Source organism: Promicromonospora sp. NPDC057488 (assembly GCF_042802395.1).
GTDB lineage: Bacteria > Actinomycetota > Actinomycetes > Actinomycetales > Cellulomonadaceae > Promicromonospora.
Window position 1 is genome coordinate 1 of record NZ_JBHVEG010000059.1, and the last position, 22,651, is coordinate 22,651.

At 73.0% G+C, this 22,651-nt stretch carries 19 protein-coding genes; 6 read left to right on the top strand and 13 right to left on the bottom strand.

What is annotated here, in order from left to right; genetic code table 11:
* Nucleotides 1-50: 50 nt before the first annotated feature.
* On the bottom strand, nucleotides 51-770 hold the full coding sequence (locus ACFU5G_RS14090; protein ID WP_377245385.1) for an ABC transporter permease: 720 nt from the start codon (nucleotides 768-770) through the stop codon (nucleotides 51-53).
* A 35-nt stretch (nucleotides 771-805) separates the two neighbouring features.
* Nucleotides 806-1,702 carry an ABC transporter ATP-binding protein gene (locus tag ACFU5G_RS14095; RefSeq protein WP_377245389.1) on the bottom strand — a complete coding sequence of 299 codons (897 nt, stop codon included), beginning with the start codon at nucleotides 1,700-1,702 and terminating at the stop codon, nucleotides 806-808.
* A 162-nt stretch (nucleotides 1,703-1,864) separates the two neighbouring features.
* On the opposite strand from ACFU5G_RS14095, the gene ACFU5G_RS14100 reads away from it, so the two are divergent.
* Nucleotides 1,865-3,061: a sensor histidine kinase gene (locus tag ACFU5G_RS14100; protein WP_377245392.1), complete on the top strand. Its 1,197-nt coding sequence runs from the start codon at nucleotides 1,865-1,867 to the stop codon at nucleotides 3,059-3,061.
* On the opposite strand, the gene ACFU5G_RS14105 is transcribed toward ACFU5G_RS14100, so the two are convergent.
* From ACFU5G_RS14105 to ACFU5G_RS14115, 3 genes are read right to left on the bottom strand one after another with little or no spacing between them, the layout of a single operon-like run.
* Complete coding sequence (locus ACFU5G_RS14105) at nucleotides 3,027-4,181, bottom strand: SGNH/GDSL hydrolase family protein (RefSeq protein WP_377245395.1); 1,155 nt, start codon at nucleotides 4,179-4,181, stop codon at nucleotides 3,027-3,029. The two genes, ACFU5G_RS14100 and ACFU5G_RS14105, sit on opposite strands and share 35 nt — an antisense overlap.
* Before the next feature lie 14 nt (nucleotides 4,182-4,195).
* Nucleotides 4,196-4,795 carry a TetR/AcrR family transcriptional regulator gene (locus ACFU5G_RS14110; protein WP_377245398.1) on the bottom strand — a complete coding sequence of 200 codons (600 nt, stop codon included), beginning with the start codon at nucleotides 4,793-4,795 and terminating at the stop codon, nucleotides 4,196-4,198.
* Nucleotides 4,796-4,825: 30 nt separating this feature from the next.
* Nucleotides 4,826-5,872: a DUF418 domain-containing protein gene (locus tag ACFU5G_RS14115; RefSeq protein WP_377245401.1), complete on the bottom strand. Its 1,047-nt coding sequence runs from the start codon at nucleotides 5,870-5,872 to the stop codon at nucleotides 4,826-4,828.
* Nucleotides 5,873-6,070: 198 nt separating this feature from the next.
* On the opposite strand from ACFU5G_RS14115, the gene ACFU5G_RS14120 reads away from it, so the two are divergent.
* The 5 genes from ACFU5G_RS14120 (at nucleotide 6,071) to ACFU5G_RS14140 (ending at nucleotide 11,018) form a co-directional block, all read left to right on the top strand.
* Nucleotides 6,071-7,180 (top strand): serine hydrolase domain-containing protein, encoded by a 1,110-nt coding sequence (locus ACFU5G_RS14120; RefSeq protein WP_377245404.1) that lies wholly within the window; start codon nucleotides 6,071-6,073, stop codon nucleotides 7,178-7,180.
* Nucleotides 7,181-7,184: 4 nt separating this feature from the next.
* Nucleotides 7,185-7,970 carry a MerR family transcriptional regulator gene (locus ACFU5G_RS14125; RefSeq protein ID WP_377245407.1) on the top strand — a complete coding sequence of 262 codons (786 nt, stop codon included), beginning with the start codon at nucleotides 7,185-7,187 and terminating at the stop codon, nucleotides 7,968-7,970.
* Between the two features lie 226 nt (nucleotides 7,971-8,196).
* Nucleotides 8,197-8,916, top strand: coding sequence for a hypothetical protein (locus ACFU5G_RS14130; RefSeq protein WP_377245410.1), 720 nt, complete (start codon nucleotides 8,197-8,199; stop codon nucleotides 8,914-8,916).
* A 70-nt stretch (nucleotides 8,917-8,986) separates the two neighbouring features.
* Entirely contained in the window at nucleotides 8,987-9,559 is a 573-nt protein-coding gene (locus ACFU5G_RS14135) for an HIT family protein (protein WP_377245413.1), read from the top strand.
* A 250-nt stretch (nucleotides 9,560-9,809) separates the two neighbouring features.
* Nucleotides 9,810-11,018: a TerC family protein gene (locus ACFU5G_RS14140; RefSeq protein ID WP_377245416.1), complete on the top strand. Its 1,209-nt coding sequence runs from the start codon at nucleotides 9,810-9,812 to the stop codon at nucleotides 11,016-11,018.
* On the opposite strand, the gene ACFU5G_RS14145 is transcribed toward ACFU5G_RS14140, so the two are convergent.
* Genes ACFU5G_RS14145 through ACFU5G_RS14180 form a run of 8 tightly spaced genes read right to left on the bottom strand, consistent with a single transcriptional unit; the run spans nucleotide 11,015 to nucleotide 22,506 of the window.
* Nucleotides 11,015-13,024, bottom strand: coding sequence for an FAD/NAD(P)-binding protein (locus ACFU5G_RS14145; protein ID WP_377245419.1), 2,010 nt, complete (start codon nucleotides 13,022-13,024; stop codon nucleotides 11,015-11,017). The two genes, ACFU5G_RS14140 and ACFU5G_RS14145, sit on opposite strands and share 4 nt — an antisense overlap.
* Entirely contained in the window at nucleotides 13,021-15,066 is a 2,046-nt protein-coding gene (locus tag ACFU5G_RS14150) for a hydantoinase B/oxoprolinase family protein (RefSeq protein ID WP_377245422.1), read from the bottom strand. The genes ACFU5G_RS14145 and ACFU5G_RS14150 overlap by 4 nt, the downstream gene beginning before the upstream one ends.
* Nucleotides 15,067-15,069: 3 nt before the next feature.
* Nucleotides 15,070-17,202: a hydantoinase/oxoprolinase family protein gene (locus ACFU5G_RS14155; RefSeq protein WP_377245425.1), complete on the bottom strand. Its 2,133-nt coding sequence runs from the start codon at nucleotides 17,200-17,202 to the stop codon at nucleotides 15,070-15,072.
* A gap of 3 nt (nucleotides 17,203-17,205) precedes the next feature.
* The gene (locus tag ACFU5G_RS14160) at nucleotides 17,206-18,030 is read right to left on the bottom strand and encodes an ABC transporter permease (protein WP_377245428.1); all 825 of its coding nucleotides are present in this window, start codon (nucleotides 18,028-18,030) and stop codon (nucleotides 17,206-17,208) included.
* Nucleotides 18,023-18,916 (bottom strand): ABC transporter permease, encoded by an 894-nt coding sequence (locus ACFU5G_RS14165; protein WP_377245431.1) that lies wholly within the window; start codon nucleotides 18,914-18,916, stop codon nucleotides 18,023-18,025. Before ACFU5G_RS14165 ends, ACFU5G_RS14160 begins: the two co-directional genes overlap by 8 nt.
* Before the next feature lies 1 nt (nucleotide 18,917).
* Nucleotides 18,918-19,955, bottom strand: coding sequence for an ABC transporter ATP-binding protein (locus tag ACFU5G_RS14170; protein WP_377245434.1), 1,038 nt, complete (start codon nucleotides 19,953-19,955; stop codon nucleotides 18,918-18,920).
* Nucleotides 19,955-21,073, bottom strand: a complete 1,119-nt coding sequence (locus tag ACFU5G_RS14175) for a PotD/PotF family extracellular solute-binding protein (RefSeq protein ID WP_377245437.1) — start codon at nucleotides 21,071-21,073, stop codon at nucleotides 19,955-19,957. Before ACFU5G_RS14175 ends, ACFU5G_RS14170 begins: the two co-directional genes overlap by 1 nt.
* Nucleotides 21,070-22,506 carry an amidase gene (locus tag ACFU5G_RS14180; protein ID WP_377245470.1) on the bottom strand — a complete coding sequence of 479 codons (1,437 nt, stop codon included), beginning with the start codon at nucleotides 22,504-22,506 and terminating at the stop codon, nucleotides 21,070-21,072. The genes ACFU5G_RS14175 and ACFU5G_RS14180 overlap by 4 nt, the downstream gene beginning before the upstream one ends.
* Between the last annotated feature and the right edge of the window lie 145 nt (nucleotides 22,507-22,651).

Sequence of the window (22,651 nt, forward strand, 5' to 3'; positions counted from 1 at the left end):
GGCCCCCGGAAAGGGAGCCGACGGCGGGGCGCACCGCTGTCCGGGCAGCCTCAGTGCCGCGGCTCCCAGCGGAACATCCGCAGGGCGAGCGTGACGGCCACGACGACCCAGCCGAGCGTCGGCCCGAGCAGGAGCAGCGAGTCGCCCAGCGGCACCCCGCCGTTCCAGGCGTTGACGATCAGCTCGGTGGCCGCCCCACCGGGCAGGAGCCGCTTGAGCAGCGGGAGGTCCTCCGTGCCGGTGATCCCGACCCAGCTCGTCACCGCGACGACGCCCAGGGTCAGGGGCAGCGAGGTGACCTGGGCGTGCTCGGGGGAGTTGGTGATCCCGGCCGTGGCCAGTCCCAGGGCGAGCATCATCACGAACGTCGCGACGACGCCGAGCAGCAGGAGCGGGACGTCGGCGGGCCCGTCGCTGAGGCCGGCGAACACGCCGAGGATCACGGCGACCTGGACCATGGAGATGGCGCTGATCGGCAGCACCAGGCCGGTCAGGATGGACGCGTCGCTCGCCGCGGTGGAGCGCAGCCGCTTGAGGAAGAGGTCCTGGCGCCGCGCGGCCAGCGTGGTCACGGTGGTCGCGTAGAGGCTGAACGCCGCGATGGTGAAGACGATCACCGCCCCGATGTAGCCCAGGCTGCCGATCTGCCCGAACGTCTCGCGGAACCGGATGAAGAAGACGGCGACCGCCACGGGCATGATGAGGCTGGTGATCAGCACCGCCCGGTTGCGGAAGATCTGGGTGAGCTCGCTGCGTGCGATGGAGAGCATGGCGGGTGGTTTCCGTTTCTCGTCGTATCGGGGGCTCAGGCGGGGACGGGCTCGGCGTCGATGGCGCGGAACACGTCGTCGAGCCGGGTGGGCGCGGCGGACAGGCCGCGCAGCTCGACGTCGTGCGCGTGGGCCCAGTCCAGGAGCTGCTTCAGGTCGGACTGCAGCTCGAACGTCTCGATGAGGTACGAGCCGTCAGGCCCCGGCCCGGCCTGCACCAGCGGCGCGGGCGCCCCCGGCGGCAGCGAGAACTGGATGGCCGCCGGCAGGGTGCGCGTCAGCTCTGCGACCGTGCCCTCGTGGCGGAACGTGCCGCGGTGCATCAGCCCGATGCGGTCGGCGCGCTGCTGCGCCTCCTCCAGGTAGTGCGTGGTCAGCACGATGGTTGAGCCGTCGTGGCGCAGCTGCTCGACGGCGTCCCACAGCGCGTCGCGGGACTGGATGTCGAGCCCGGTCGTGGGCTCGTCCAGGAAGATCAGCTCGGGCCGCCCGTACACCGCCGTGGCGAAGTCCAGCCGGCGCTTCTCGCCGCCCGAGAGCTGGGAGACCCGCGTTACGGCCTTGCCGGTCAGGTCGACGACGCCCAGCACCCGCCGCTCCGAGTCGGTGCGCCCGCTGAGCCGGCCGATCAGCCGGACCGTCTCGGCGACGGTGAGGTCGGGGGAGAAGCCGCTCTCCTGGAGCATGATCCCCATCCGGGGCCGCACCGCGCGGCGGTCGGCCGGGCTCTTGCCGAGCACGCGCACCGTGCCCGACGACGCCTTGCGGTGCCCCTCGACGACCTCCAGGGTCGAGGTCTTGCCCGCGCCGTTGGTGCCCAGCAGCGCGTACAGCTCGCCCTGCTCCACCTGGAAAGAGAGGTCCTTGACGGCGTGGAAGTCACCGTAGGTGACGTTCAGCCGGTCGATGTCGATGGCGGGGGTTGTCGTCATGCCCCCAAGCACACCCGCTGCGGCCCGCCCCGAACAGTGTGCTGGCGTCAGGTCCCCGCCGTGACATCCGTGGGCCGAACGTGTGACGCAGCGTCACTGCTGCGCCGGCCCACGGCGACCATACTGGGAGGGCCCCTGCCGATCGACGAGACGACCCACCACATGACCGCTGGATCTGCTCGCCCGGTGCTCCGCCGGTTCCCGGCCGCCCCGTGGTCGCCCGACTCCACGCAGGTCTCGCGGCGGCGGTTCCGCGCGCTCAACCTGTCGATGATGCTGCCCCTGCTGGTCGCCGTCGGCGTCTTCATGCTGGTGCGCCAGGCGCAGACCGCGCTCGACGTCGTCGTCCTGGGGCTGGGCATCGTGGCGGTCGTCGTGGCCTTCGAGCGCTGGACGGTCGGGCAGATCAACCGGGTCGCGCTGCCCTGCCTCCTCGTGGCCGGGGCCGTCTGGCCCTACGCCGTGCTGGTGATCGGTGGCGACCCGCAGGCGGGGTACTACGCGCTCGCCGTCATCGCCGGCCTGAGCGTGGCGCAGCTCCCGCGGCACCGGGCTGCGGCCGCGGTCGGGATCGCCGCGTACGTCGCCGTCGTCGGCGCGCTGGGCCTGGTCCGCCACCCCGACCCCGGGGTGTCCGAGCTGCTCGCGACCGTCGTCATCCCGACCGGCATCACCGTGGTGCTGATCGGCCTGATGTTCCCCAACAAGGGGTTCTACGACGTGATGGCGGAGCTGGAGGAGGCCCGCGAGCGCGACGCGGAGCTCGCGGTCATGCGCGAGCGGATGCGGTTCGCGAGCGACCTGCACGACATCCAGGGCCACACCCTGCACGTGGTCAAGCTGAAGATCGCGCTGGCGCAGAAGCTCGTGCACAGCGACACCGCGCGCGTGGAGCAGGAGCTGAGCGAGATGTACGCCCTGGTGGGCGACACGATCGCGCAGACGAAGGAGCTCGCCTACGGGCAGCGCCGGCTCAACCTGTCCGCGGAGCTGGAGAACGCGCGCAACCTCATGGAGGCGGCCGGCATGCGCGTGCGCGTGGACCGGCGGGCCGAGGCCGGCGCCGGGGCGATCGACCTGCTGGCCCAGGTGCTGCGCGAGACGACCACGAACATCCTGCGGCACTCGCGGGCCACGCTGGTGCGCATCGAGCTCACCGGGCACGGCATCACCGTGGTGAACGACGGCGTGGCGGACGACACGCTGCCGGAGCTGCGCGGGCTGGCCACCCTCGCCCGCCGGGTGGCGGACGACGGCGGCGAGCTCACCGTGCGCGTCGAGGACGGGCGGTTCGTGACGGCGGCCGAGTTCGCCGCGCCGTCGGCTACGTCGGCTGCCCGAACGGACCCGCCGGCGTGAAGGCGTGCGCCGCGAACCGCTCGCCGATGATCCGGTGCGTGGCGGTGTCGGGGTGCAGCCCATCCGGCAGCGGGTGGGCGACGGCGTCGTCCGCCCCGTACAGGGTGGTGCCGTCCAGGTAGTGCAGGTTCGGGTCGGCGCGGTGCTCGACGACGGAGGCCAGCGCGTCGCGGATGACCCGCAGCGTGAGCTTGCCCTGCGCCTGCTCCTCGCTGCGGCCGGTGGCCAGGAAGCGCACCTGATCGGTGCCCAGGGTCTCGGGGTCGACGGCGCCCGGGCCGGGCGTGTCCTCGTGGATGCCGCAGAAGATGGCCGAGACCAGCAGCAGCGGCGTGGTCGGGTGCCCGTCGCGGATCGTGTCGAGGAACCCGTGCACGGCCGGCACGAAGGTGCGCAGCCGCATCCCGTCGAGGTTGACGACGTTGATGCCCAGCTTGACGCTGATCAGGTCGGCCTGGGCGTCCCGCATGGTGCGAGCGACGAACGGGTCGAGCAGCGCGTTGCCCCCGAGCCCGAGGTTGCGCAGGCTGACGTCGCCCAGGCGGGCGGCGATCGCTGGCCAGATCTGGGTGGGCGTACTCGCGTTGGAGCCGTGGCTGATGGAGCTGCCGTGGTGCAGCCAGACGCGGCGGTCCGGGTGCTGGACGGGGGTCACGGGAGCGTCGGTGCGCAGCTCGATCAGCTCGACCGACTCGTTGTGCGGCAGCCAGAGCTCGACCCGCTTGTCGCCGTCGGGCAGGCCGTCGAAGGTCGTGGTGTGCGAGGGGCCGGGCCGGAACTCGGTGGCGCCGGTCCGCAGGTCCGACTCGACCACGTCGCCGTCGGCGAGCGGGCTGCTCGCCACGACGGCGCCGTCGACCACCAGGTCGACGCTGCCGCGCGGGCGGTCCGCGCCGCGGTAGGCGAGCCGCGAGGGGTGGGTCACGAGCGCGACGGTGCGCGCCGCCGTCGTGAAGACGAGGCGGACGCCGGAGGGCTGGCCCTCCATCAGGAGCAGGTGCGGGTCGGGGAACTGGGTGCGCGCCCACTGCGGCAGGCGGTGCGGGCGCAGGCCCCGGTCCGTGGTCTCGACCTCGGCGGCCCCGTGCACGAGGGACGGGGTGAGCGGCGTGCTGAGCATGGTGCTGTCCTTGGTCAGGGGTTCTCGGTCGGTGCGGCCTGGTCCGGGGCGGCGGGCCAGGCCCGCAGGAGGGCGTCGAGGGCGACGATCGCGCGGTCCCAGGAGTCGTCGGGCGCGGGCTCGCTGTGGTCGAAGCTGCCGATGCGCTCCAGGGTGAGGTACCCGTTGATGGTGCTGCCGAGCAGGCGGGTGACGTGCACGCGCTCGCCCGGCGGGATGTCGTAGCCGCGCAGGACGGCGTCGGTGAGCGCCACGATCGACAGCGCGGCGTCGGAGGTGACCACGCTGGGGCCGGCCCGGCGCTGGAGCGCCTGCCACCGGCCCGGCGCCTCGCGGGCGAACGACCGGTGCGCCCGGGCCAGCCCGTCGAGCGCGGGCAGGCCCGACCGGCCCGCGACCGCCTCGGCGACGCGGGCGGTCAGGTCCGCCAGGGCGACGGCGCTGACGCCGTCCAGCAGCGCGGCGTGGTCCCGCACGTGGGAGTACAGGCTGGGCGTGCGGACGCCGAGGCGGCGGGCGACCGCCGAGAGCGTGACGGCGTCGAGCCCGCTCTCGTCGGCCAGCGCCGCCGCCTCGGCGATCACCGTGTCCGGAGTCAGGGGTGCGCGGGCCATGCGGCCAGCCTACACCCTTTAGGTGTTTGCCTATGCCTGTTCGGTTGCCGCGACGCGGCGGCGCATGGTCGCGGGCCGGAGCCAAGTCGCCGTGCGCCACAGCCACTCCACGGGCCCGTAGACGAAGCGCTTGAGCCACAGCCGGCTGAGTACCGACTGCACCGCGATCAGCACCACCGACATGATCACGACGGGCGCCGCGCTGGTCATGTGGCCGAAGTCGACGACGAGCGCGGCCAGCGCCACCACGATCGCCGCGCCCACGTAGTTGGTCAGCGCCATCCGGCCCAGCGGCTCGAAGACCGCGGCGACCACCCGGCGCGCGGGCGTGCGCCACAGTAATGCCAGGCCCGTGGTGTACAGCACGGCCATGACCAGGCCGGCCACGGACCCCGCCGTCGAGAAGCGGGGGTCGCCGCCAGGCGTGCTGAGCTGCCAGACCAGCGCCGGCACCGTCAGCACTGCGGCTGCGGCGAACACGATCGCCACCACGCGGCCCGAGGACTCCAGGGCCTTGGGCAGGCCGTAGGCGGTGGCCCCCGCGCCGAGCAGGATGAGGCCCGGCACGGACGGCAGGCCGCCGCCGAACATCGCGTAGGCCACGATCGTGAGCGCGGCGCCGCCTGCCAGGGTGACCCAGCGGGGCGCGAACGCGACGACGGGCAGCATCAGCAGGCCCACGACGCCGTACTCGATCAGCACGTTGCCGGGGTAGGCGATCATCAGCAGCCCGCCGATGACCGACAGCGCGACGAGGCGGCGCACGAGCACGAGCACCGGCCGCGAGGAGCGGGCGCGGGCGCCGTCGAGCACGATCCAGAGGCTCATGCCGAACAGGAAGATGAAGATGGGCACGAACCGGGTCTGCACCGTGAGGTAGAGCGCGTCGAGCACCGGGTCGTCGATGGGCGCGCCGCCCTCCATCACGTGGGCCATGCCGAGCCTGGTGATGTCCACCGCGTTGACCAGCAGGATCCCGAAGACGGCGAAGCCGCGCAGCGAGTCGATGAACCGCCAGCGGGGGCGGGCGGTGCCGGTCGAGGGAGAGGCCGCGAGGGCCGTGTCGGGTGCGCTCATGACGGCCATCCAAACAAGTGGCGGGTGGTGGCGTCGTCCTACCGCGAGACGATCTTCTCGGTGGGGGAGTAGGGGTGAACCCTGGTCCGGGTGCCAGTGACGCACGTCACGATTGATCTTGACCTGAGGTCAAGGTGGACGGTTCTCGCATCGGCAGGACGCCGAAGAGAATCGAGCGCTTCGAAGGAGCGAACCACCATGACCACCACCGTTTCCAACCAGACCGCCGACCGTCTCCAGCGGGCGATCGAGGCGATCGTCGACCCCGGCATCATCGGGCTGTCGGTCCGCGTCAACGACGAGCAGGGCGAGTGGGTCGGCACCGCCGGGGCGGCAGAGGTCGGCGGGGACGTGAAGCCGCCTGCCGACGGTCACATCCGGATCGGCAGCAACACCAAGACCTTCACCGCGACCCTGGTGCTGCAGCTCGTGGCCGAGGACATGATCGGCCTGGACGACGCGGTCGCGGACCACCTGCCTGAGTTCGGGATCGACCAGCGGATCACGGTGCGGATGCTGCTCCAGCAGACCAGCGGCCTGTTCAACTTCACCGGCGAGGTCTACGAGGACGGCTCGATGGTGTTCGGCATCCCCATCCCTTACGGCCCCAACGGCAAGGAGTGGCTCAACAACCGGTTCAAGACCTACCGGCCCCAGGAGCTGGTCGAGCTCGCGCTGTCCAAGCCTGCGCGGTTCGAGCCCGGAGTGGGCTGGAGCTATTCCAACACCAACTACGTCCTGGCTCGCCTGCTCATCGAGAAGGTCACCGGCCGTACCGTTACCGACGAGATGCAGCGGCTGATCCTGACCCCGCTCGGCATGTCGCACACCGTGGTCCCGGATGACGCGGAGATCGCCGAGCCGCACGCCCACGCCTACTATCGGTACGACGAGGACGGCGGGCCGCGCACGGTCGACATCACCCGCCAGAACCCCTCCTGGGTCTCCGCCGGCGGTGACATGATCTCGACCACCGAGGACCTTCACACGTTCATCGCCGCGCTCACCGGCGGCAAGCTCCTCCCGGACGAGCTGCGCGAGGAGATGTTCACCCCGCGTGCGACGGGCATCCCGAACATGGGCTACGGGCTGGGGGTGTTCGTGCTGACCACGGACGACGGTGCCACCGTGATCTCCCACAACGGCGCCGCGGTGGGCCACGCGGCGCTCATGTACGCCACCCCCGACGGGACGAAGACCCTGACCGCCGCGCTGAACTGCGTGGACGACGCGAACCTCACCGTCGCCGCGGCGTTCCAGGGCGCCCAGCAGCGCCTCCTCAACGAGGTATTCGGCTTGGCAGGATGAGCAGATGCACAACGGAGTCACGATCGGCCAGGCGGCCGCGTTCGTCGGCATCACGATCAAGACGGTGCGGCACTACCACAAGCTCGGCCTGGTCACCGAACCCCGACGCGACGGCTCCGGATACCGGCGGTACGGATCGGACGACCTGCTCAGGCTGGTCCAAGTCCGGACCCTGGCCGCCGCCGGCGTACCGCTGGCCGAGATCGGCCCCCTGCTCGACGCTGACGCCGCGCTCTTCGCCTCCGCGCTCGTCCAGGTCGAACGACAGCTCGACGAACACATCGCGGAGCTGACCGCGCGGCGCGCCATGCTGCACCGCCTCGCCGACGGCGACCGGGCGCTGCTGCCCGACCGCGCCGTGGCCCTGCTGGAGCGGATGCTCGGCCTCGGATACTCCGAGGACGAGGTCGCGGCCACCAGGGAGGGCTGGGTGCTGGCGCGAGCCCTGGTCCCCGAAGGCTTCGACGACTACCTCGCCCAGTTCGAGCACGCCCTGCAAGACACCAGGCTCATCGCCCTGACCAGGCGCATCGCCGAAGCCGCGGCCTGGGAGGCGGACGACCCCCGCATCGACCGTCTCGCCGCCGATGCGTCCGACCACTACCTGGCCGACCCCGCACTGCTCAAGACCGTCACCAGCATGCAGGCACGGACCGACACCGCGCCCCGGTACGCGATGATCGCCCGCCACGGTGACAAGCCGACACCAGCCATGGCACGACTGTCGGCGCTCTTCGAGTCCAGACTTCGCGCCGCCGGCATCCGCATCCCGAGGTCCGACCCCCGTTGACCGCGAAGCGAACCGGCCCCTTCCACGTCGATGCTCGCAATGCAGAGGAGACAAGACCAAGCGCCGGGCCGATCTCGCGGATGGGGGTCACCTACCCGAGCGCCGGGGCCCTACCGCCTCGAGCGTGGGGCGTCGGGGTGGCGACGGATGGCCGGTACGGTCGGCGCGACATAGCAGGAACACGCTCGGCGAAGACGAAGAGGGGGACTGGTTGCGCGAGTGTGAGATGAAGTTCCGGATAGGAAGTGCGTCGACCGCACTGGACCTCACAGAACGGCTGCTCGACCTCGACGGGTGCGTGTATCTCGGCTCTCGTGCGGAACTTGACTGCGTCGTGGACACCGAGAATTACGCGATGCGAGCCGCAGGGGTGATCCTGCGTCACAGGACCGTTCGACGCAAAGACGTCGTGAGCATGTTGATAACGCTGAAGATCGCGGGTCCAGCAGCTTCCGCCGGGAATCAACGGTTTCAGGACCACGAGGAGATCGAGTTCGAGGCCGACGGCTCCGAGCGAGCATTTCGAGCTTCGTCCCACATCAGCGAGCTGGTAGACCGGCTGGCGGGGATAGGCGTCGAGGTGCCGAGTGCGCCGCTCGACACGCGGGCGTGGTTGACCGCGCTCCGCGCCCAGATCGGCACGCTCCGCGTTCGGGCCCTGCTCGAAAAGCGTCGCACGGTGTACAAGGGAGAGGGCTGGGAGGTGTGTCTCGACCGGTTTCCCTCACCCATGGGATCGTTCGCCGAGATTGAGGCAACCGATCCCGACACGCTTCTTCGAATTGCTGGGCTGCTTCGCCTCGATGCGGACGAGAGCGATGCGCGAACCTACGGAAAGATCCTTGGTGAACTCAACGCTCACCTGCCTGATCCGCTGACGAGAATCGCCCTGTTCGACGAAAGCTGGAGTGACCTGGCGACCGTCTTGGAGCTCACCGGGTCATGAACGACGTCGTGACCCGTGACTCCCCGCGCCGAGGCATTTCCACGGATCGGAACCCGCCAGGGGATTCTCGGTGGCTGAAGGTGCATTCGCGGTCTGGGGGCTCGGCCGCGTGCGTAAGGTTGCCGGCTACACGAGTGATGGAGGCGGCATGACGGAGTGGCGCAACGATCGGGTCCAAGCCGCGATCGACGGGCGGAACCCCACGGTCCTGGCTGAGCTCGATTCCTCGTTCGCAGTGATCGGTGATGTGCAGTTCTTGCCGGGATACGCGCTGGCGCTCACCAAGATCCCCGGGGTCGACCGGCTCTCCGATCTGCCGCGCCCCGAACGCGTGCGGTACCTCGCTGACGTTGATCTGGTCGCGAGCGCGGTCGAGAACGTGTGCTCCGCCCGTGACAGCGGATACCGCCGCGTCAACGTCGAGATCCTTGGCAATACAGATGCTTTCCTGCACGCCCACGTCTGGCCGCGCTACGAATGGGAGCCCGCCGACGTCGTCGGCAAACCGGTCTGGCTGTACCCGGCCGAGCGTTGGAGCGATCCGCGGACGGCCCTCGGCGCGGACCACGACGGACTTCGGGCCGGCCTCACCACCGAGATCCTTCGCCTACGAGACTCGGTGGAGTTCGGCGTCCACGGGTGACCGTGCTCAGTCGTCGGGCCTGACCGGCTCCAGGTGAACGCCCCGTAGATCAGCGCGACATCTGGCGGGTGGTTGCCGGCTCTGCGTCGAGGCTTGGGCGCCCCGCGCCAGATCCATGCGTTTCGACGAGAACCGGCCGCCCCCGGCGAGTACCCTCGGAGGCCTCGCCTCGTCCGGACACTGCCCACCTCGTCGCCCGAACTTGTCGCGGGCAGCGGGCGGCCGTGTCCCTCGACCGAAAGCAGGCCGCATGGAAGTCTCGCCGCTCGTCTGGACGCTCACGATCGCCGCAATCGTGCTGCTGCTCCTCTTCGACTACTTCTTCCATGTCCGCAAGGCGCACGTCCCGGAGCTGAAAGAGGCCGCGATCTGGTCCTCGATCTACGTCGGCATCGCGCTGCTGTTCGGGGTCGGCGTGCTGCTGCTGGGCGGCGTCGCGCCGGGGTCGGAGTACTTCTCCGGCTACATCACGGAGAAGGCGCTGTCGGTCGACAACCTCTTCGTGTTCCTCATCATCATGACGAGCTTCCGCGTGCCGCGGGAGGACCAGCAGAAGGTGCTGCTGTTCGGCATCACGTTCTCCCTGGCCGCACGCACCGGCTTCATCTTCCTGGGCGCCGCCCTCATCAACTCGTTCGCCTGGGTGTTCTACCTCTTCGGCCTGATCCTGCTGATCACGGCCGGCAACATGCTCAAGCCGGAGAGCTCGGAGTCGCGGCACGACGAGAACATCGCGGTGCGGATCGCCCGCAGGCTGTTCCATACGAGCCCGGACTACGACGGCGACAAGCTGTTCACGATCCACGACGGCAAGCGGGCGCTGACCCCGATGCTGCTGGTAATGGTCGCGATCGGCGGCACGGACCTGCTGTTCGCGCTCGACTCGATCCCCGCGATCTTCGGCCTGACGCAGGACGTGTACATCGTGTTCACGGCCACGGCGTTCTCGCTCCTGGGCCTGCGCCAGCTCTACTTCCTGCTGGACGGCCTGCTCGACCGGTTGATCTACCTCTCGTACGGGCTGGCCATCATCCTGGCCTTCATCGGGGTCAAGCTGGTGCTCCACGCCCTGCACGAGAACAACGTGCCGTTCATCAACGGCGGCGAGCCGGTGCCGGTCTTCGAGATCAGCACGGGCCTGTCCCTGACCGTCATCATCGGGGTGATCGTCGTGACCGTGGTCGCGTCGCTGTGGAGCAAGGCGGGGCGGGCGCAGACCGCGATCTCCAACGCCCGCCGCCACGCGAGCGAGTACCTCGACCTCGGCTACACCGCGGACCACTCCGAGCGCATCCGGGTCTACGCCGCGCTGTGCGAGGAGGAGACGACGATCAAGAACCTCGGCGAGAAGTACCGCCAGAAGGCCCGCGACGAGGAGGAGTTGATGGACCTCCTGCACCGGGCCCACGCCGAGCACGACGAGTCGGTGCGGCGGGCCGTCCGGGACGGCACGGCCTAGCTCCGGGGCCGCTCCCACCGCTCGTCGAGGGCCCCGAGGATCCGGGCAGCCGCGACGTCCGCCCCCGCGAGCAGCGGGGACGGCACGCCCGGGCTCGCCCCGATCGCGGAGCCTCGCTGCACGGCCTCGGCGGGGATGCCGAGCACGACGACGTGGTCGTCGGCGGCGCCCGCGTCGTCCACCAGCGCGAAGCCGTCGGGGGTCACGTCCAGGCTCTCGGCGGGGACCGTGCTACCCGTCGCCGTGGGCAGCGGGTGCCGGCGCGCCCGCCCGGAGTCGAGGAGCGCGCGCAGGAGCGGGTCGTCGGTCGGGCTCACCGCGCCTCGCGACATCCGGGTCTCGATCAGGGCGCGCGTGCGGACGGCGTCGTGCACCCGGCTGCGGGCGACGAACGCGCCGTCGACGACCTCGACGGTGGTGCCCTCGCCGAGCAGCTCGACCACCCCGGCCCGCACGAGCGCGAGGAGCTGCGCCGTGCGGCGCGGCGGCGGGCCCGAGGCGAGCGCCAGGCCCAGGGGGATGAGCACGCCTTCACCGAACGCTTCCAGGGACGCCCCGTCGACGACGCCGGCTCGGGTCAGCCGCGCGACCTCGCCCCGCAGCGTCTCCATGGCCTGGTTGACGCGGGCGCGCGGGGACGTGAGCGGGGACGACACCGACTCCTGCTCCGCGCGCACCCAGCCCTCGACCCACGCGGGCCACGCCTTCGGATCGACAGCCGCCGGGTCGACCAGCGGCGGCCGGTCGGCGCGCGCAGGGTCGACGGCGTCGGCCGGGTCGCGCACCAGGTCAGCCGCCTCGCGGACCGGATCGGTCGCCGCCGCCAGACGCCGTACGAGCTCGTCCGGCGTCACGTCCGCGCGCAGGGCGGACGGGTCGTGCTCGGCGAGCGCGATGAGGTGCGCGAGCACCAGCTCCGCGGACATCAGCGGCCAGACGTCGCGCGCCAGGTCCAGCACGGGGCGCCCGGCCGCGCGCTCGGCCAGGGCCGCGAAGCGCTCGCGGGTCGCGATCCGCGCCACGTAGGGCGCGGGCAGCCCGTCGGCGAGCGCACCCTTGCCCCGGTACGGCAGCCCGCGCCGCGACCCCGCGAGCAGGTGCGGCTCGGCGCCGCTCGGCACGTAGCGGAGGGTGTCGCCCGCGTGCGGCCCGTCGGCTCCGCCGTCGTCGCAGGACCGGCCGGACCCGTCGGTCGGCAGGCCGGTGCGCGCGTCGACGAACCGGCCGCCCCGGCCGACCGTGAGCAGCGCGAGCACGTCGAAGAAGTTGGCGCCGAGCCCCGCGACCAGCACGTCCTCGCCCGCGGGCACCGCGGCCCAGTCCCGCTCGGCGGGCATGCCCGGTTCGACGTAGACCAGGCCGTGCGCGCGGGCGGCGTCCGCGAACCGTTCGGTCTGCGGGGAGCGGCGGGCCTGGATCATGCCCTGCGCGAGGACGACGACGGGTGCCGTCAGGGTCGCGGCGCTCGCTCCCGGCTCGGCCGAGGCGAGCACGACCTCCCGCAGTCCGGCCCGGGGCGCGCGCACGTCCACCACCGTGCCGTGTACCGGCACCACCTCGACGTTCCCGCGGCGCGCGGCCTCGTCGAGCTGCTCCAGGTAGTAGGCGCCCTGGAGTCGCCGCGTCGGGTACGAGCCGGGACCGAGCCCGCGCGCCTCGTCCCGGGCCCAGCCGGTCAGCGGCTCGGCACGCGCCCAGTCGACGAGGTCCGGACCGGTCACGACGGGCCCGGTCATCGGCGTCGTGGCGTCGGCGTGCACGGTGGTGCGCGCCGCCCACGTGTTGTTCAGGAGCAGCGGCGACTGGTCGGTGCGCCACGTCGCCCCGGCGCCGACCTCCACCCGGTCGACGACGGCGACGCTCAGCACGGGCAGGGTGTCGTCCGGGCCGGAGCCCCAGGGTGCGTCGGGCCGACGTCGCGCGGCCAGCCGGGCGACCACGGCGACGGCCCGCGGGCCGCCGCCGACGATCACGGCGTCGAACGACGCCGGTTCCCGCTCGTTCACGCGGTCGTGGCTGCCGCTGCCACAACCGCCTCGGCGAACGCCTTCTCGGCCGCGACGAGCTCATCCTCGGAGGCGGCGACGCCCGGGAACCGCTCCGGCAGCCCCGCGAGCACGCCGCCGAGCACCTCCCGGCGGCGCGCGGCGCGCGTCGTCGTGGGCAGCGTGCGCAGGTAGGCGTCGAGCTGGTCGGCGAGCGCGGACGGGAAGACCCGCTCCCAGCGCTCGCGCTCGGGACCGAGGGAGTGCGTCCGTTCCGCCGAAACGGAACGCCCCGTCCGTTCGCCCGGAATGGAACCGTCGTTCCGTTCCCCCGAAACGGAACGCCCCGTCCGCTCCGCCGCGGTCGCGGCGACGTCCACCGCACCGTCCCGCACGATCACGCCGTACGCCTCCAGCGCCGCGTCCACCGTGACGAGCCCCGCGGCGACGTCGGCCAGCACGGCGTCCTCGTCCCGCTCCAGCGGGTCGCCGTACCCGCCCGCGCCGGAGGTCCGCAGCACGACGCGGTCGCCCGCGCGCAGCGGGTGCACGTCGACGACGGACAGCCGCCGCTCGTCAGGCTGGCCCTCGTTGACGACGAGCTCGGTGAGCGCGCCCGGCCGGCCACCGGCGAAGCCCCAGGGCCGGAACCGCAGGCGCTCCAGCCCGCGCGCCAGCAGCCCGCCGTCGGTGAGCGCCTCGAACTCCAGCTCCAGGCCGGAGCCGCCGCGCCACTGCCCGGCGCCGCCGGAGTCGGTGCGCAGTGCGTACCGCAGCACGCGCACGCTCACGTTCGCCTCGACGGTCTCGACCGGGTTGTTGGAGAGGTTGGAGATGCCGGAGTCGCGCCCGTCGGCGCCGTCGGCCCCGAACCGGGCGCCCGTGCCGCCGACCATGGGCTCGACGACGTCCACCCGGGACCCGTCGGCTGCCGCGAACACGACCGGCACCACGAGGCCGCTCGACGCCGCGGGCAGCACCTCGGGCGCGGCCTGGACCAGCGCCCCGGACACGACGTCGTTGACCCGTGACGTCGTGGCGTGCCGCACGCCGGTCGCGGCGGTGCCGGTCGCGTTGAGCAGCGTGCCCTCGGGCGCGGTGAAGCCGATGACGTCCATCAGCCCGCCGTTGAGCGGCACCGCCGGGTCGAGCGTGCCGATCAGCGCGAAGATCCGCGTGACGACCCAGGAGTGCGCGCGCCCGAACGTCACCATGTTCAGCGCCGCCTCGACCTGCGGGTCGGTGCCCGTGAGGTCCAGGTGCACGGCGCCGTCGTCGACCGTCGCGGTGACGACCACGCGCAGCGGCACGCCGCTGACGCCGTCGTTGTCGAGGTAGTCCTCGAAGCGGTAGGTGCCGTCGGCCAGGGTGCGCAGGGCGCTGCGGGCGCGCGCGGCACTCTGCTCGCGCGCGAACGTGCCGACGTCGGCGAACCCGGTCGGGCCCAGGTCAGCGGTGAGCTCGCTGACCCGGCGCCGCCCGGTGTCCAGCGCGGCGAGCATGGCGTGCAGGTCGCCCCGGTTGGCCTCGGGCGTGCGGGAGTTGGCCGCGAGGATCGCCTCGACCTCGGGCACCACGGTCCCGGCCCGCACGTACCGCAGGGGCGGAATCCGTAGCCCTTCGGCGAAGACGGAGTCGTTCAGCACGCTGACGGAGGAGGGCACGCGCCCGCCGACGTCGGACACGTGCACGAACGCCCAGCCGTAGCCGACCAGCTCGTCGCCGTCGAAGAACGGCGCGATCGCGTGCACGTCGGGCAGGTGCGTCGACAGCCCGCCCGAGAGGTACGGGTCGTTCGTCAGCAGGACGTCGCCCGGGGCCAGCGGGCCGCCGGCGGTCGCCGCCTCGATCGCGGGCGTCAGGTCCAGGCCCACGAAGCCGGAGACGCCCACGTCCTGCGGGTACGCGACGAACCGGCCCGACAGGTCGGCGACGGCGCACGCGAAGTCGGCGGCGTCCCGCACGTACAGGCTGCGGCTCGCCCGCCGCAGGGTCAGGCACATCTCCTCGACCGCGGCCTGCAGCCGCGTGTGGGCGACGTCCTTCTCGACCGTCGTCAGCACGGCTCAGCCCTCCCCGTTGTCAGTGACGTCCCGCACCAGGTGCAGGTTCCCGCCGTCGTCGCTCGTCGCGGTCCACCCGGCCGGCACGAGCACCGTCGTGTCCGCCTTCTCGATCACGGCGGGGCCGGTCACCGACACCTCGCCGTCGGGCCCGAGCGTGTGCACGCTCGCCGGGCGCGGCGTCCCGTCGTAGCGGACGTCGCGCGCACCGGTCTTCACGAACGCCGCACCGCCGTGCCCGGACCGCACCTCGCCGAGGCGCACGCTCACGCTCGCGCGCAGCGTCTCGGCGCGCACGACCGCGGTCGTGTCGGTGAACCCGTGCACCTTGTCGTGCTGCTCGGCGAACCGCCGCAGCACCGGCTCGACCGCCAGGCGCAGCGGCTCGGCCGAGCCCACCTCGGTCGACCGCTCGGCGAGCACGACCTCCAGCGTCGTCGGCTGGCCCGCGTACCGCAGGTCGGCGCTGAGCGTGACGGTCCCGGTCGCCGCGACGTCCTGCGTGCGCAGCCAGTCGAGCACCTCCCGCTCCAGCTCCGCGGCCGACGTCGTCAGCGCGTCCAGGTTCCGCTCGGCCACCACGGTGCGGACCGTGCGTGCCACGTCGCGGCGGATCGGGGCGATCGCCGCGCCGAGCGCGCAGAACGTCCCGGCGGCCGCGGGCACCAGCACGCGGCGGACGCCGACCTCGTCGGCCAGCAGCGCGGCGTGCGTGCCGCCGGCGCCGCCGAACGCCACGAACGTGTACCGCTCGGGCACCTCGCCGTGCGCGGCCAGCACCGTCCGCAGGCGCGCGGCCATGCCGACCGACGCGACCCGCAGCGCGGCGTCGACCACGCCGTCGGGCCCCGTGTCGTTCTCGGTCGAACCCTCGCCCAGGTCCGTCGCGACCCCGGCCAGCGCCGACGTCGCGAGGTCCGCGCGCAGCGGGAACGTGCCGCCCAGGAACGTCGCCGGGTCGATCACCCCGGCGTGCACGTAGGCGTCGGTCAGCGCGGGCTGCGTGCCGCCCGCGCCGTAGGCGGCCGGGCCGGGCACGGCGCCGACGCTCGCCGGGCCCACGCGCAGCACGGGCCGGGCGCCGGAGCGGTCGGCGCTGATCACGGAGCCGCCGCCCGCGCCGATCGCCGACACCTCGACGACGGGCGTCATCAGCGGGTGCGGCCCCACGGTCGCCGTCGTGGTGAGCACCGGGCGGCCGCCGCGCAGCACGCCGATGTCGCTGCTCGTGCCGCCCATGTCCACCGTGACCATGTCCGTGCCCGGCCAGGCCGTCGCGGCGGCGGACACTCCGCCCGCCGGCCCCGACAGCACCGTCTGCACGGGCCGGCGCATCGCCGACTCGATCGAGACAGAGCCGCCGTTCGACGTCGTGATGTACACCCGGGCATCGACCCGCAGGCGGTGCAGGCGCTCGCGCAGCGCGGTGAAGTAGCCGGTCATCAGCGGCGTGATCTGGGCGTCGAGGAGCGCGAGCGTGGTGCGCTCGTACTCGCCGGCCTCGGGCCACACCGCGGCCGCCGACGTCACCGGGACGTCCAGGGCGGCGGCCAGCCGGTCGGCCAGCTGCTGCTCGGCCTCGCGCGCGGCGTACCCACCCACGAGGCTCACGGCGACGACCTCGGGCGCGAGCGCGGTCAGGCGCTCCACGAGCCGGGCCAGCTCGGCGTCGTCCACGCCGGTACCGACGGCGGCGCCGTCCGCGGCGAACCGGTGCGCCACCTCCAGCACGTGCTCGCGCGGCACGATGGGCCGCCCGGGCGTGGCGTGCAGGTCGAACGAGCGCGGCATGCGGGCGCGGGCGATCTGCAGCACGTCCCGGTGGCCCGCGCTGGTCACCAGCGCGGCCCGGGCCACCCGGCCCTGCAGGATCGCGTTCAGGCCGATCGTGGTGCCGTGCGCGACGGCGGCGACGTCCTCGACGGCGATCCCGCGTTCCAGGAGCTGGGCCAGCCCCGTCTCGACACCCTCGGAGGGGTCGTGCGGCGTGCTGGGCACCTTGTGCGTGACGGCGTCGGCCAGCGACCAGGAGGTGTCGTCACCGGGCACGGCCACCAGGTCGGTGAACGTGCCGCCGACGTCGATGCCGATGCGCCAGCGACGTCGGCCTGCGGGAACAGCCGCGGAGGATGACATGGTCTACAGGAACCTCGAGACGTGGATGGTGCGGTCGAGCACGGCGATGGTCACGACGCTGACCAGCAGCAGGAGCGTCGAGACGGCCGCGACGGTGGGTTCGAGCTGGACCTGCACCGCGGAGTAGATGCGCACGGGGACGGTGGCCTCGCCGGCCCCGGCCACCAGCACGGACACCGCGACCTCGCCGAGCGAGATGACGGCGCCCAGGAACGCCCCGGCGACGATCCCCGGCCGCATCAGCGGCACGGTGACGGTCAGGAAGGTGCGCAGCGGCGACGCCCCGAGCGACCGGGCGGCGCGGGGGAGCGCGGGGTCGAGCGCCGCGGCGCTCACCGCGACGACCCGCACGCAGAACGGGAACGTGACGACCAGGTGCGCGAGCCACAGGCCCTGCGCCGAGCCGACCAGCCCGGTGCGCTGGAGCTGGTAGAGCAGCGCCAGGCCGACCATCACGCCGGGCACCGCCATCGGGGACAGGAACAGCAGGCCGAGCGCGCGCCGTCCGGGGAAGTTCCCCGCGCCGACGGCGTACCCGCCGAGCGTGCCCAGCACGACGACGACGGGCACCACGAGCAGCGCGACCCGCAGCGAGTACCCCAGGGAGTCGAGCCACTGCGCGGAGCCGAACACCTCGGCGTACCAGCGCAGGCTCAGGCCCTCCGGCGGGAACCGGAAGTTGTTCGCGGCGTTGAAGGAGCTCAGCGCGACCACCAGGAGCGGCAGCAGCAGGAAGGCGCAGACGAGCACCACGGGCACCAGCGTCAGCGCGCGGCGGGCGCGGGCGCGCCCGGCGCCGGTGAGGCGGACGACAGGACGGTCAGGCACGACGACCCCTCTCGGCGAGGCGGCCCAGCAGGCCGACGAGGCCGCAGACCGCGAGCGTGACGGCGAGCAGCACGAAGCTCAGGGCGGCGGCGCGGGGCTGGTCGAACGCGACCATGGCCTCGGTCTGGATGCGCAGCCCGGCCAGGGACTGGTTGGCGCCGCCCACGAGCAGCGGCGTCACGTACACGCCCATGCTCAGCGAGAAGACGATGACGGTGGCGGCCACGATGCCCGGGGTGGCCAGCGGCAGCACCACGGACCGGAACGTGCGCAGCGCGCCCGCGCCCAGGTCGGCCGACGCCTGCAGCAGCCGGTTGTCGATCGTGCCGAGCGAGGCGGACAGGGCCAGCACCGCGAACGGCAGCAGCACGTGCACGACGGCGAGGAACACCGTCCACGGCGAGCGCAGCAGCGGCAGGGACTCGTCGACCAGCCCGAGCGCCTGGAGCGTCACGTTCACGGGCCCCTCGCCGGACATGACGACGCGCCAGCCGAAGGACCGCACGACCTCGCTCGTCAGCAGCGGCGAGAGTGTGATGACGAAGACCAGGGACTTGCCCACGGACGACGTCGAGCGCGCCAGGTACCAGGCGAGCGGGAACGCCAGGACGAGGCACGTCAGGCTCACCCGGACGGCGAGCCAGAGGCTCTCGACCACGGAGCCCCACAGGTAGGACGTGCCGAACACCTCGGCGTACTGCGCGCCGGTGAACCCGGGCAGCACGTTGTTCATCGTGTCGGTGGGGCGCAGGCTGAGCAGGAGCAGCCCGATCAGGGGCACCAGGAACGCGACCACGACGAACGCCGTGGGCACGATCGCGGCGACGTGCCCGCGCAGGTCGCGCGAGCGCGAACGGGAGGGGGACCTGGTGCGGGTGGCCGCCACGTCAGGCCGCCCCGAGGGGCAGCAGCGCGTCGTCGGACCAGGTGAGGCCGACCGGCTCGTCCTCGGCGAAGCGCCGGCCGCCGTCGGCGGGGCTGGCGAGCAGCTCGGTGCCGTCCGCGGTGCGCAGCCGGTACTCGTAGCGCTCGCCGGCGAACCCGACGGACAGCACGGTCGCGGGCGCGGCGTCGCCGCCCGCCTCGACGACCCGCACGTGCTCGGGCCGCAGGGCGACGGTGGCACCGGAACCGGCCCCGAGCCGGACCGGCCGCCCCAGCACCACGGGCCCGCCGTCGCCGTCGTGCACCGGGAGGAGGTTCGCGGCGCCCACGAAGTCGGCGGCGAACCGGGTGCGCGGGGTGCGGTAGAGCTCCTCGGGGGTGCCGAGCTGCTCCAGGTCGCCGTGCGCGAGCAGCGCGACCCGGTCGGACAGCGCGAGCGCCTCCGCCTGGTCGTGCGTGACGAACACGGTGGTGGTGCCGACCTCGCGCTGCAGCTCGCGCAGCTCGTGCCGCATCTGGCGGCGCAGCTTGGCGTCGAGGTTGGACAGCGGCTCGTCGAGCAGCAGCACGCGCGGCCGCGTGACCAGCGCGCGGGCGATGGCGACGCGCTGCTGCTGCCCGCCGGAGAGGTGCTGCGGGTAGCGGTCGGCGAAGTCCGCGAGGTCGACCAGCTTCAGGGCGTCGCGCACGCGCTCGTCCCGCTCGGCCTTCGCCACGCGGCGGGTGCGCAGCCCGTACTCCAGGTTGCGCCGCACCGTCATGTGCGGGAACAGCGCGTAGCTCTGAAAGACGAGCCCCGTCTCGCGGCGGTTGGGCGCCACGTGGGTGACGTCCTCGCCGTCGATCAGGACCGTCCCCGTGGTGGGCGTGACGAACCCGGCGAGCACGGACAGCAGCGTGGACTTGCCGCAGCCCGACGGGCCGAGCACGGACAGGAACTCGCCCGCCTCGATGGTCAGCTCGTCGAGCTCCAGCACGGGGTCGCCGCCGTAGCCGACGCTGAGCCCGCGGATCTCGACGCGGCCCTGGGTAGCGGTCATCAGCCGAAGATCTCCTGCCAGCGCGCCTGCAGGTCGGGCAGCTGCGGGGTGATGGTCTCGTAGTCGACCCACACGAAGTCGTCGTACGCGCCCTGGCCGCTGGTGATCTGCCCGTCGAACTGCGCGGGGTACTCGTTCTGGTCGTTGGAGGCGGCGTACCAGGTGCCCTCGGAGAAGACGGGCTGGTACTCGCTGGAGGCCACGTAGTCGAGGAACGTGTACGCCAGCTCCTCCTGCTCGGTGCCCTCGGTGACGAACAGGGAGGTCAGGGCGCCCACGGAGCCCGAGGCCGGGTAGGCGAACCCGATGGGCTCACCCGCGTTCTGCTGCACGAACGCGCGGCCGTCCCAGTGCGCCGCGACCCACGCGTCGCCGTTGGAGAGCGCGGTCTCGACGCTGGTGCCGTCGGCCGGGAACGTCGAGGCGCAGTCCTTGAGGGTCTCGAGCTGCTCGAACGCGGCGTCGACGTCGTCCGGGTTGGTGATGGTGCCGCCGGCCTCGTTGATCAGGCCCGCGAGGAACTCGACGCCGGTGTTGAAGGTCAGCGGCGAGACGGCGACGTGGCCGCAGTAGGCCGGGTCGAGCAGGTCGGACCAGTCGGTCGGCGGCTCGTCCACCTTGTCGGTGCGGTACGCGATGCCCGTGGAGCCGACGGTCAGCGGCACGCCGTACTGGGTGCCGCCCACGTTGCTCTGCTCGGCGAGCACCTCGTTGAGCTGGTCGAACTGCTCGATCTGGGCGGTGTCGAGCTCGGCGACGACGCCGGCGGACACGGCGCTCGGGATGACGTTGGGCGTGAACGCGACGACGTCGTAGGCGGGCGTGCCGCCCTTCGTGGAGCGCAGCGCGGTGAGCCAGTCGGCGGGGCCGCCGGGCACCAGCTCGACGGTCGCGCCCGTCTCCTCCTCGAACGGCTCGACGAAGGCCTTGGCGAACGACTCGCCCCAGGACCCGGCGTACACCGCGACCTTGAGGGTCTTGCCGGACCCGTCGCCGGACGCGTCGTCGCCCCCGCCGGCCGAGCAGGCGGCGAGCGCGCCGGTCAGCGTGAGGGCCGTGGTCACGGCGAGCGTGCGGGTCAGGGGCCGGGTGGTCCGGCGCGTGGAGCGGGAGGTCATCGTTGTCTCGTTCCTTCGGGGTGGTGGGGCGGCAGGCGGTGGTCCCAGGCGTAGTGCCGTTCCAGGACCTGGCCGAGCCGCAGGAGGAGCCCCTCGCCACCCTGCGGCGCGACGAGCTGGGTGCCGAGCGGCAGGCCGTCGACGTCCAGGTGGGTGGGCAGGGTCAGGGCGGGCGTGCCGAGCACGCTCGGGACGGTGGTGAACGCGAGCGTGCGCTCGTAGACGACCGACTCGCGCGACGGCGCCTGCCGGGTCAGCTCGGCGAGGACGACGCCGTTCGCGGGCACACGGGTCGCCGTCGTCGGCGTCAGGACGACGTCGGCGGCGTGGAACAGGGACTCCGTGACGGTGCGGGCCAGGGCGCGCATCCGGACGGCGCCGCGCACGTAGTCGGCCGCGCCGAGCGCGTCCCCCTGGTCCATGACCCGCCGGATGTACGGCTGCAGGCGCTCGGGGTGGTCCAACGGCGTCTGCTGCAGCCACGCCGGGATGACGACGCCCGGGTACAGGTCCATGAGCTCGGCGCCGCCCTCGTGGGCGTCGAGCGTGACGACGGTGTGCCCGAGCGAACGGAGCACGTCGGCGACGTCCTCGACCGCGGCGGTGCACGCGGCGTCGACGTGGATACGCGGGTCCCAGGAGCGCGTGAGCAGGCCGACCCGCAGCGGGCCGGGCGCGTCGTCGAGCGTCGCGAGGAAGTCGGGGGCGGCGGGGCCGCGCGACCACGCGAGCGGGTCGGGGGCGGCCAGGTGCGTCACGACGGCGGCGGTGTCGCGCACGGTGCGCGTCACCACGCCCTCCGTGGCGCCGCCCTCCCAGCCCTGCACACGCTGGGGCAGCAGGCCGCGGCCGGGCTTGAGGCCCACCAGGCCGCAGAACGCGGCCGGGACGCGCAGCGAGCCGCCGCCGTCGCTCGCCAGCGCCACCGGGACGATCCCGGCGGCGACGGCCGCGGCGGACCCGCCGCTCGACCCGCCGGGGGAGCGGCCCAGGTCCCACGGGTTGTGCGTCACGCCGGAGCGCGGGCTCTCGCAGGACGTCGTCATGGCCAGCTCCGGCGTGGCCGCGCGCCCGAGCTGCACGAACCCCGCGGCGAGCGCCGCCGCGGGCAGCAGGTCCGTGGTGGCGGCGGGGGTGTCGTCGATCGCGAGGGAGCCCCGGGTCCAGGGCTGCCCGGCGACGGCGAAGGTGTCCTTGATCGTGATCGGCACCCCGGCGAACGGCGGCAGGTCCGCGCCGGCGGCCTGGGCGCGGTCGACGGCGTCCGCGGCGGCGAGCGTGGCGGCGTCGTCGCGCCAGACGAGGGACCGCACGGCCGGGTCCACGGCGTCCGCGCGGGCGAGGGCGCGCTCGGCGACGGAGCGCGCGCTCTCGCGACCGGAGCGGACCCGGTCGGCCGTGTCCACCACACCCATATGTGATGGAAGATTCATGATCACGGGTAGACGTTAACCACGGTGAGCCGATCGCTCCAAGCCGATGTCCCCGCCGTCCGCCTGATGAGACTAAGGTGCGAGTGCCGGATATACATCTGGATGATAAGAGCCCGGGATCTTCCGGGCAGGCCGCGAACGAGTT

What these genes read in the sequence shown, in the direction of transcription:
- ACFU5G_RS14130 (WP_377245410.1), top strand. Translation starts at nt 8,197, where the DNA reads ATGAAGTTCCGGATAGGAAGTGCGTCGACCGCACTGGACCTCACAGAA.
- ACFU5G_RS14140 (WP_377245416.1), top strand. Translation starts at nt 9,810, where the DNA reads ATGGAAGTCTCGCCGCTCGTCTGGACGCTCACGATCGCCGCAATCGTG.
- ACFU5G_RS14090 (WP_377245385.1), bottom strand. Translation starts at nt 770, where the DNA reads ATGCTCTCCATCGCACGCAGCGAGCTCACCCAGATCTTCCGCAACCGG.
- ACFU5G_RS14125 (WP_377245407.1), top strand. Translation starts at nt 7,185, where the DNA reads ATGCACAACGGAGTCACGATCGGCCAGGCGGCCGCGTTCGTCGGCATC.
- ACFU5G_RS14175 (WP_377245437.1), bottom strand. Translation starts at nt 21,073, where the DNA reads ATGACCTCCCGCTCCACGCGCCGGACCACCCGGCCCCTGACCCGCACG.
- ACFU5G_RS14120 (WP_377245404.1), top strand. Translation starts at nt 6,071, where the DNA reads ATGACCACCACCGTTTCCAACCAGACCGCCGACCGTCTCCAGCGGGCG.
- ACFU5G_RS14115 (WP_377245401.1), bottom strand. Translation starts at nt 5,872, where the DNA reads ATGAGCGCACCCGACACGGCCCTCGCGGCCTCTCCCTCGACCGGCACC.
- ACFU5G_RS14105 (WP_377245395.1), bottom strand. Translation starts at nt 4,181, where the DNA reads ATGCTCAGCACGCCGCTCACCCCGTCCCTCGTGCACGGGGCCGCCGAG.
- ACFU5G_RS14155 (WP_377245425.1), bottom strand. Translation starts at nt 17,202, where the DNA reads ATGTCATCCTCCGCGGCTGTTCCCGCAGGCCGACGTCGCTGGCGCATC.
- ACFU5G_RS14095 (WP_377245389.1), bottom strand. Translation starts at nt 1,702, where the DNA reads ATGACGACAACCCCCGCCATCGACATCGACCGGCTGAACGTCACCTAC.
- ACFU5G_RS14100 (WP_377245392.1), top strand. Translation starts at nt 1,865, where the DNA reads ATGACCGCTGGATCTGCTCGCCCGGTGCTCCGCCGGTTCCCGGCCGCC.
- ACFU5G_RS14110 (WP_377245398.1), bottom strand. Translation starts at nt 4,795, where the DNA reads ATGGCCCGCGCACCCCTGACTCCGGACACGGTGATCGCCGAGGCGGCG.
- ACFU5G_RS14170 (WP_377245434.1), bottom strand. Translation starts at nt 19,955, where the DNA reads ATGACCGCTACCCAGGGCCGCGTCGAGATCCGCGGGCTCAGCGTCGGC.
- ACFU5G_RS14180 (WP_377245470.1), bottom strand. Translation starts at nt 22,506, where the DNA reads ATGAATCTTCCATCACATATGGGTGTGGTGGACACGGCCGACCGGGTC.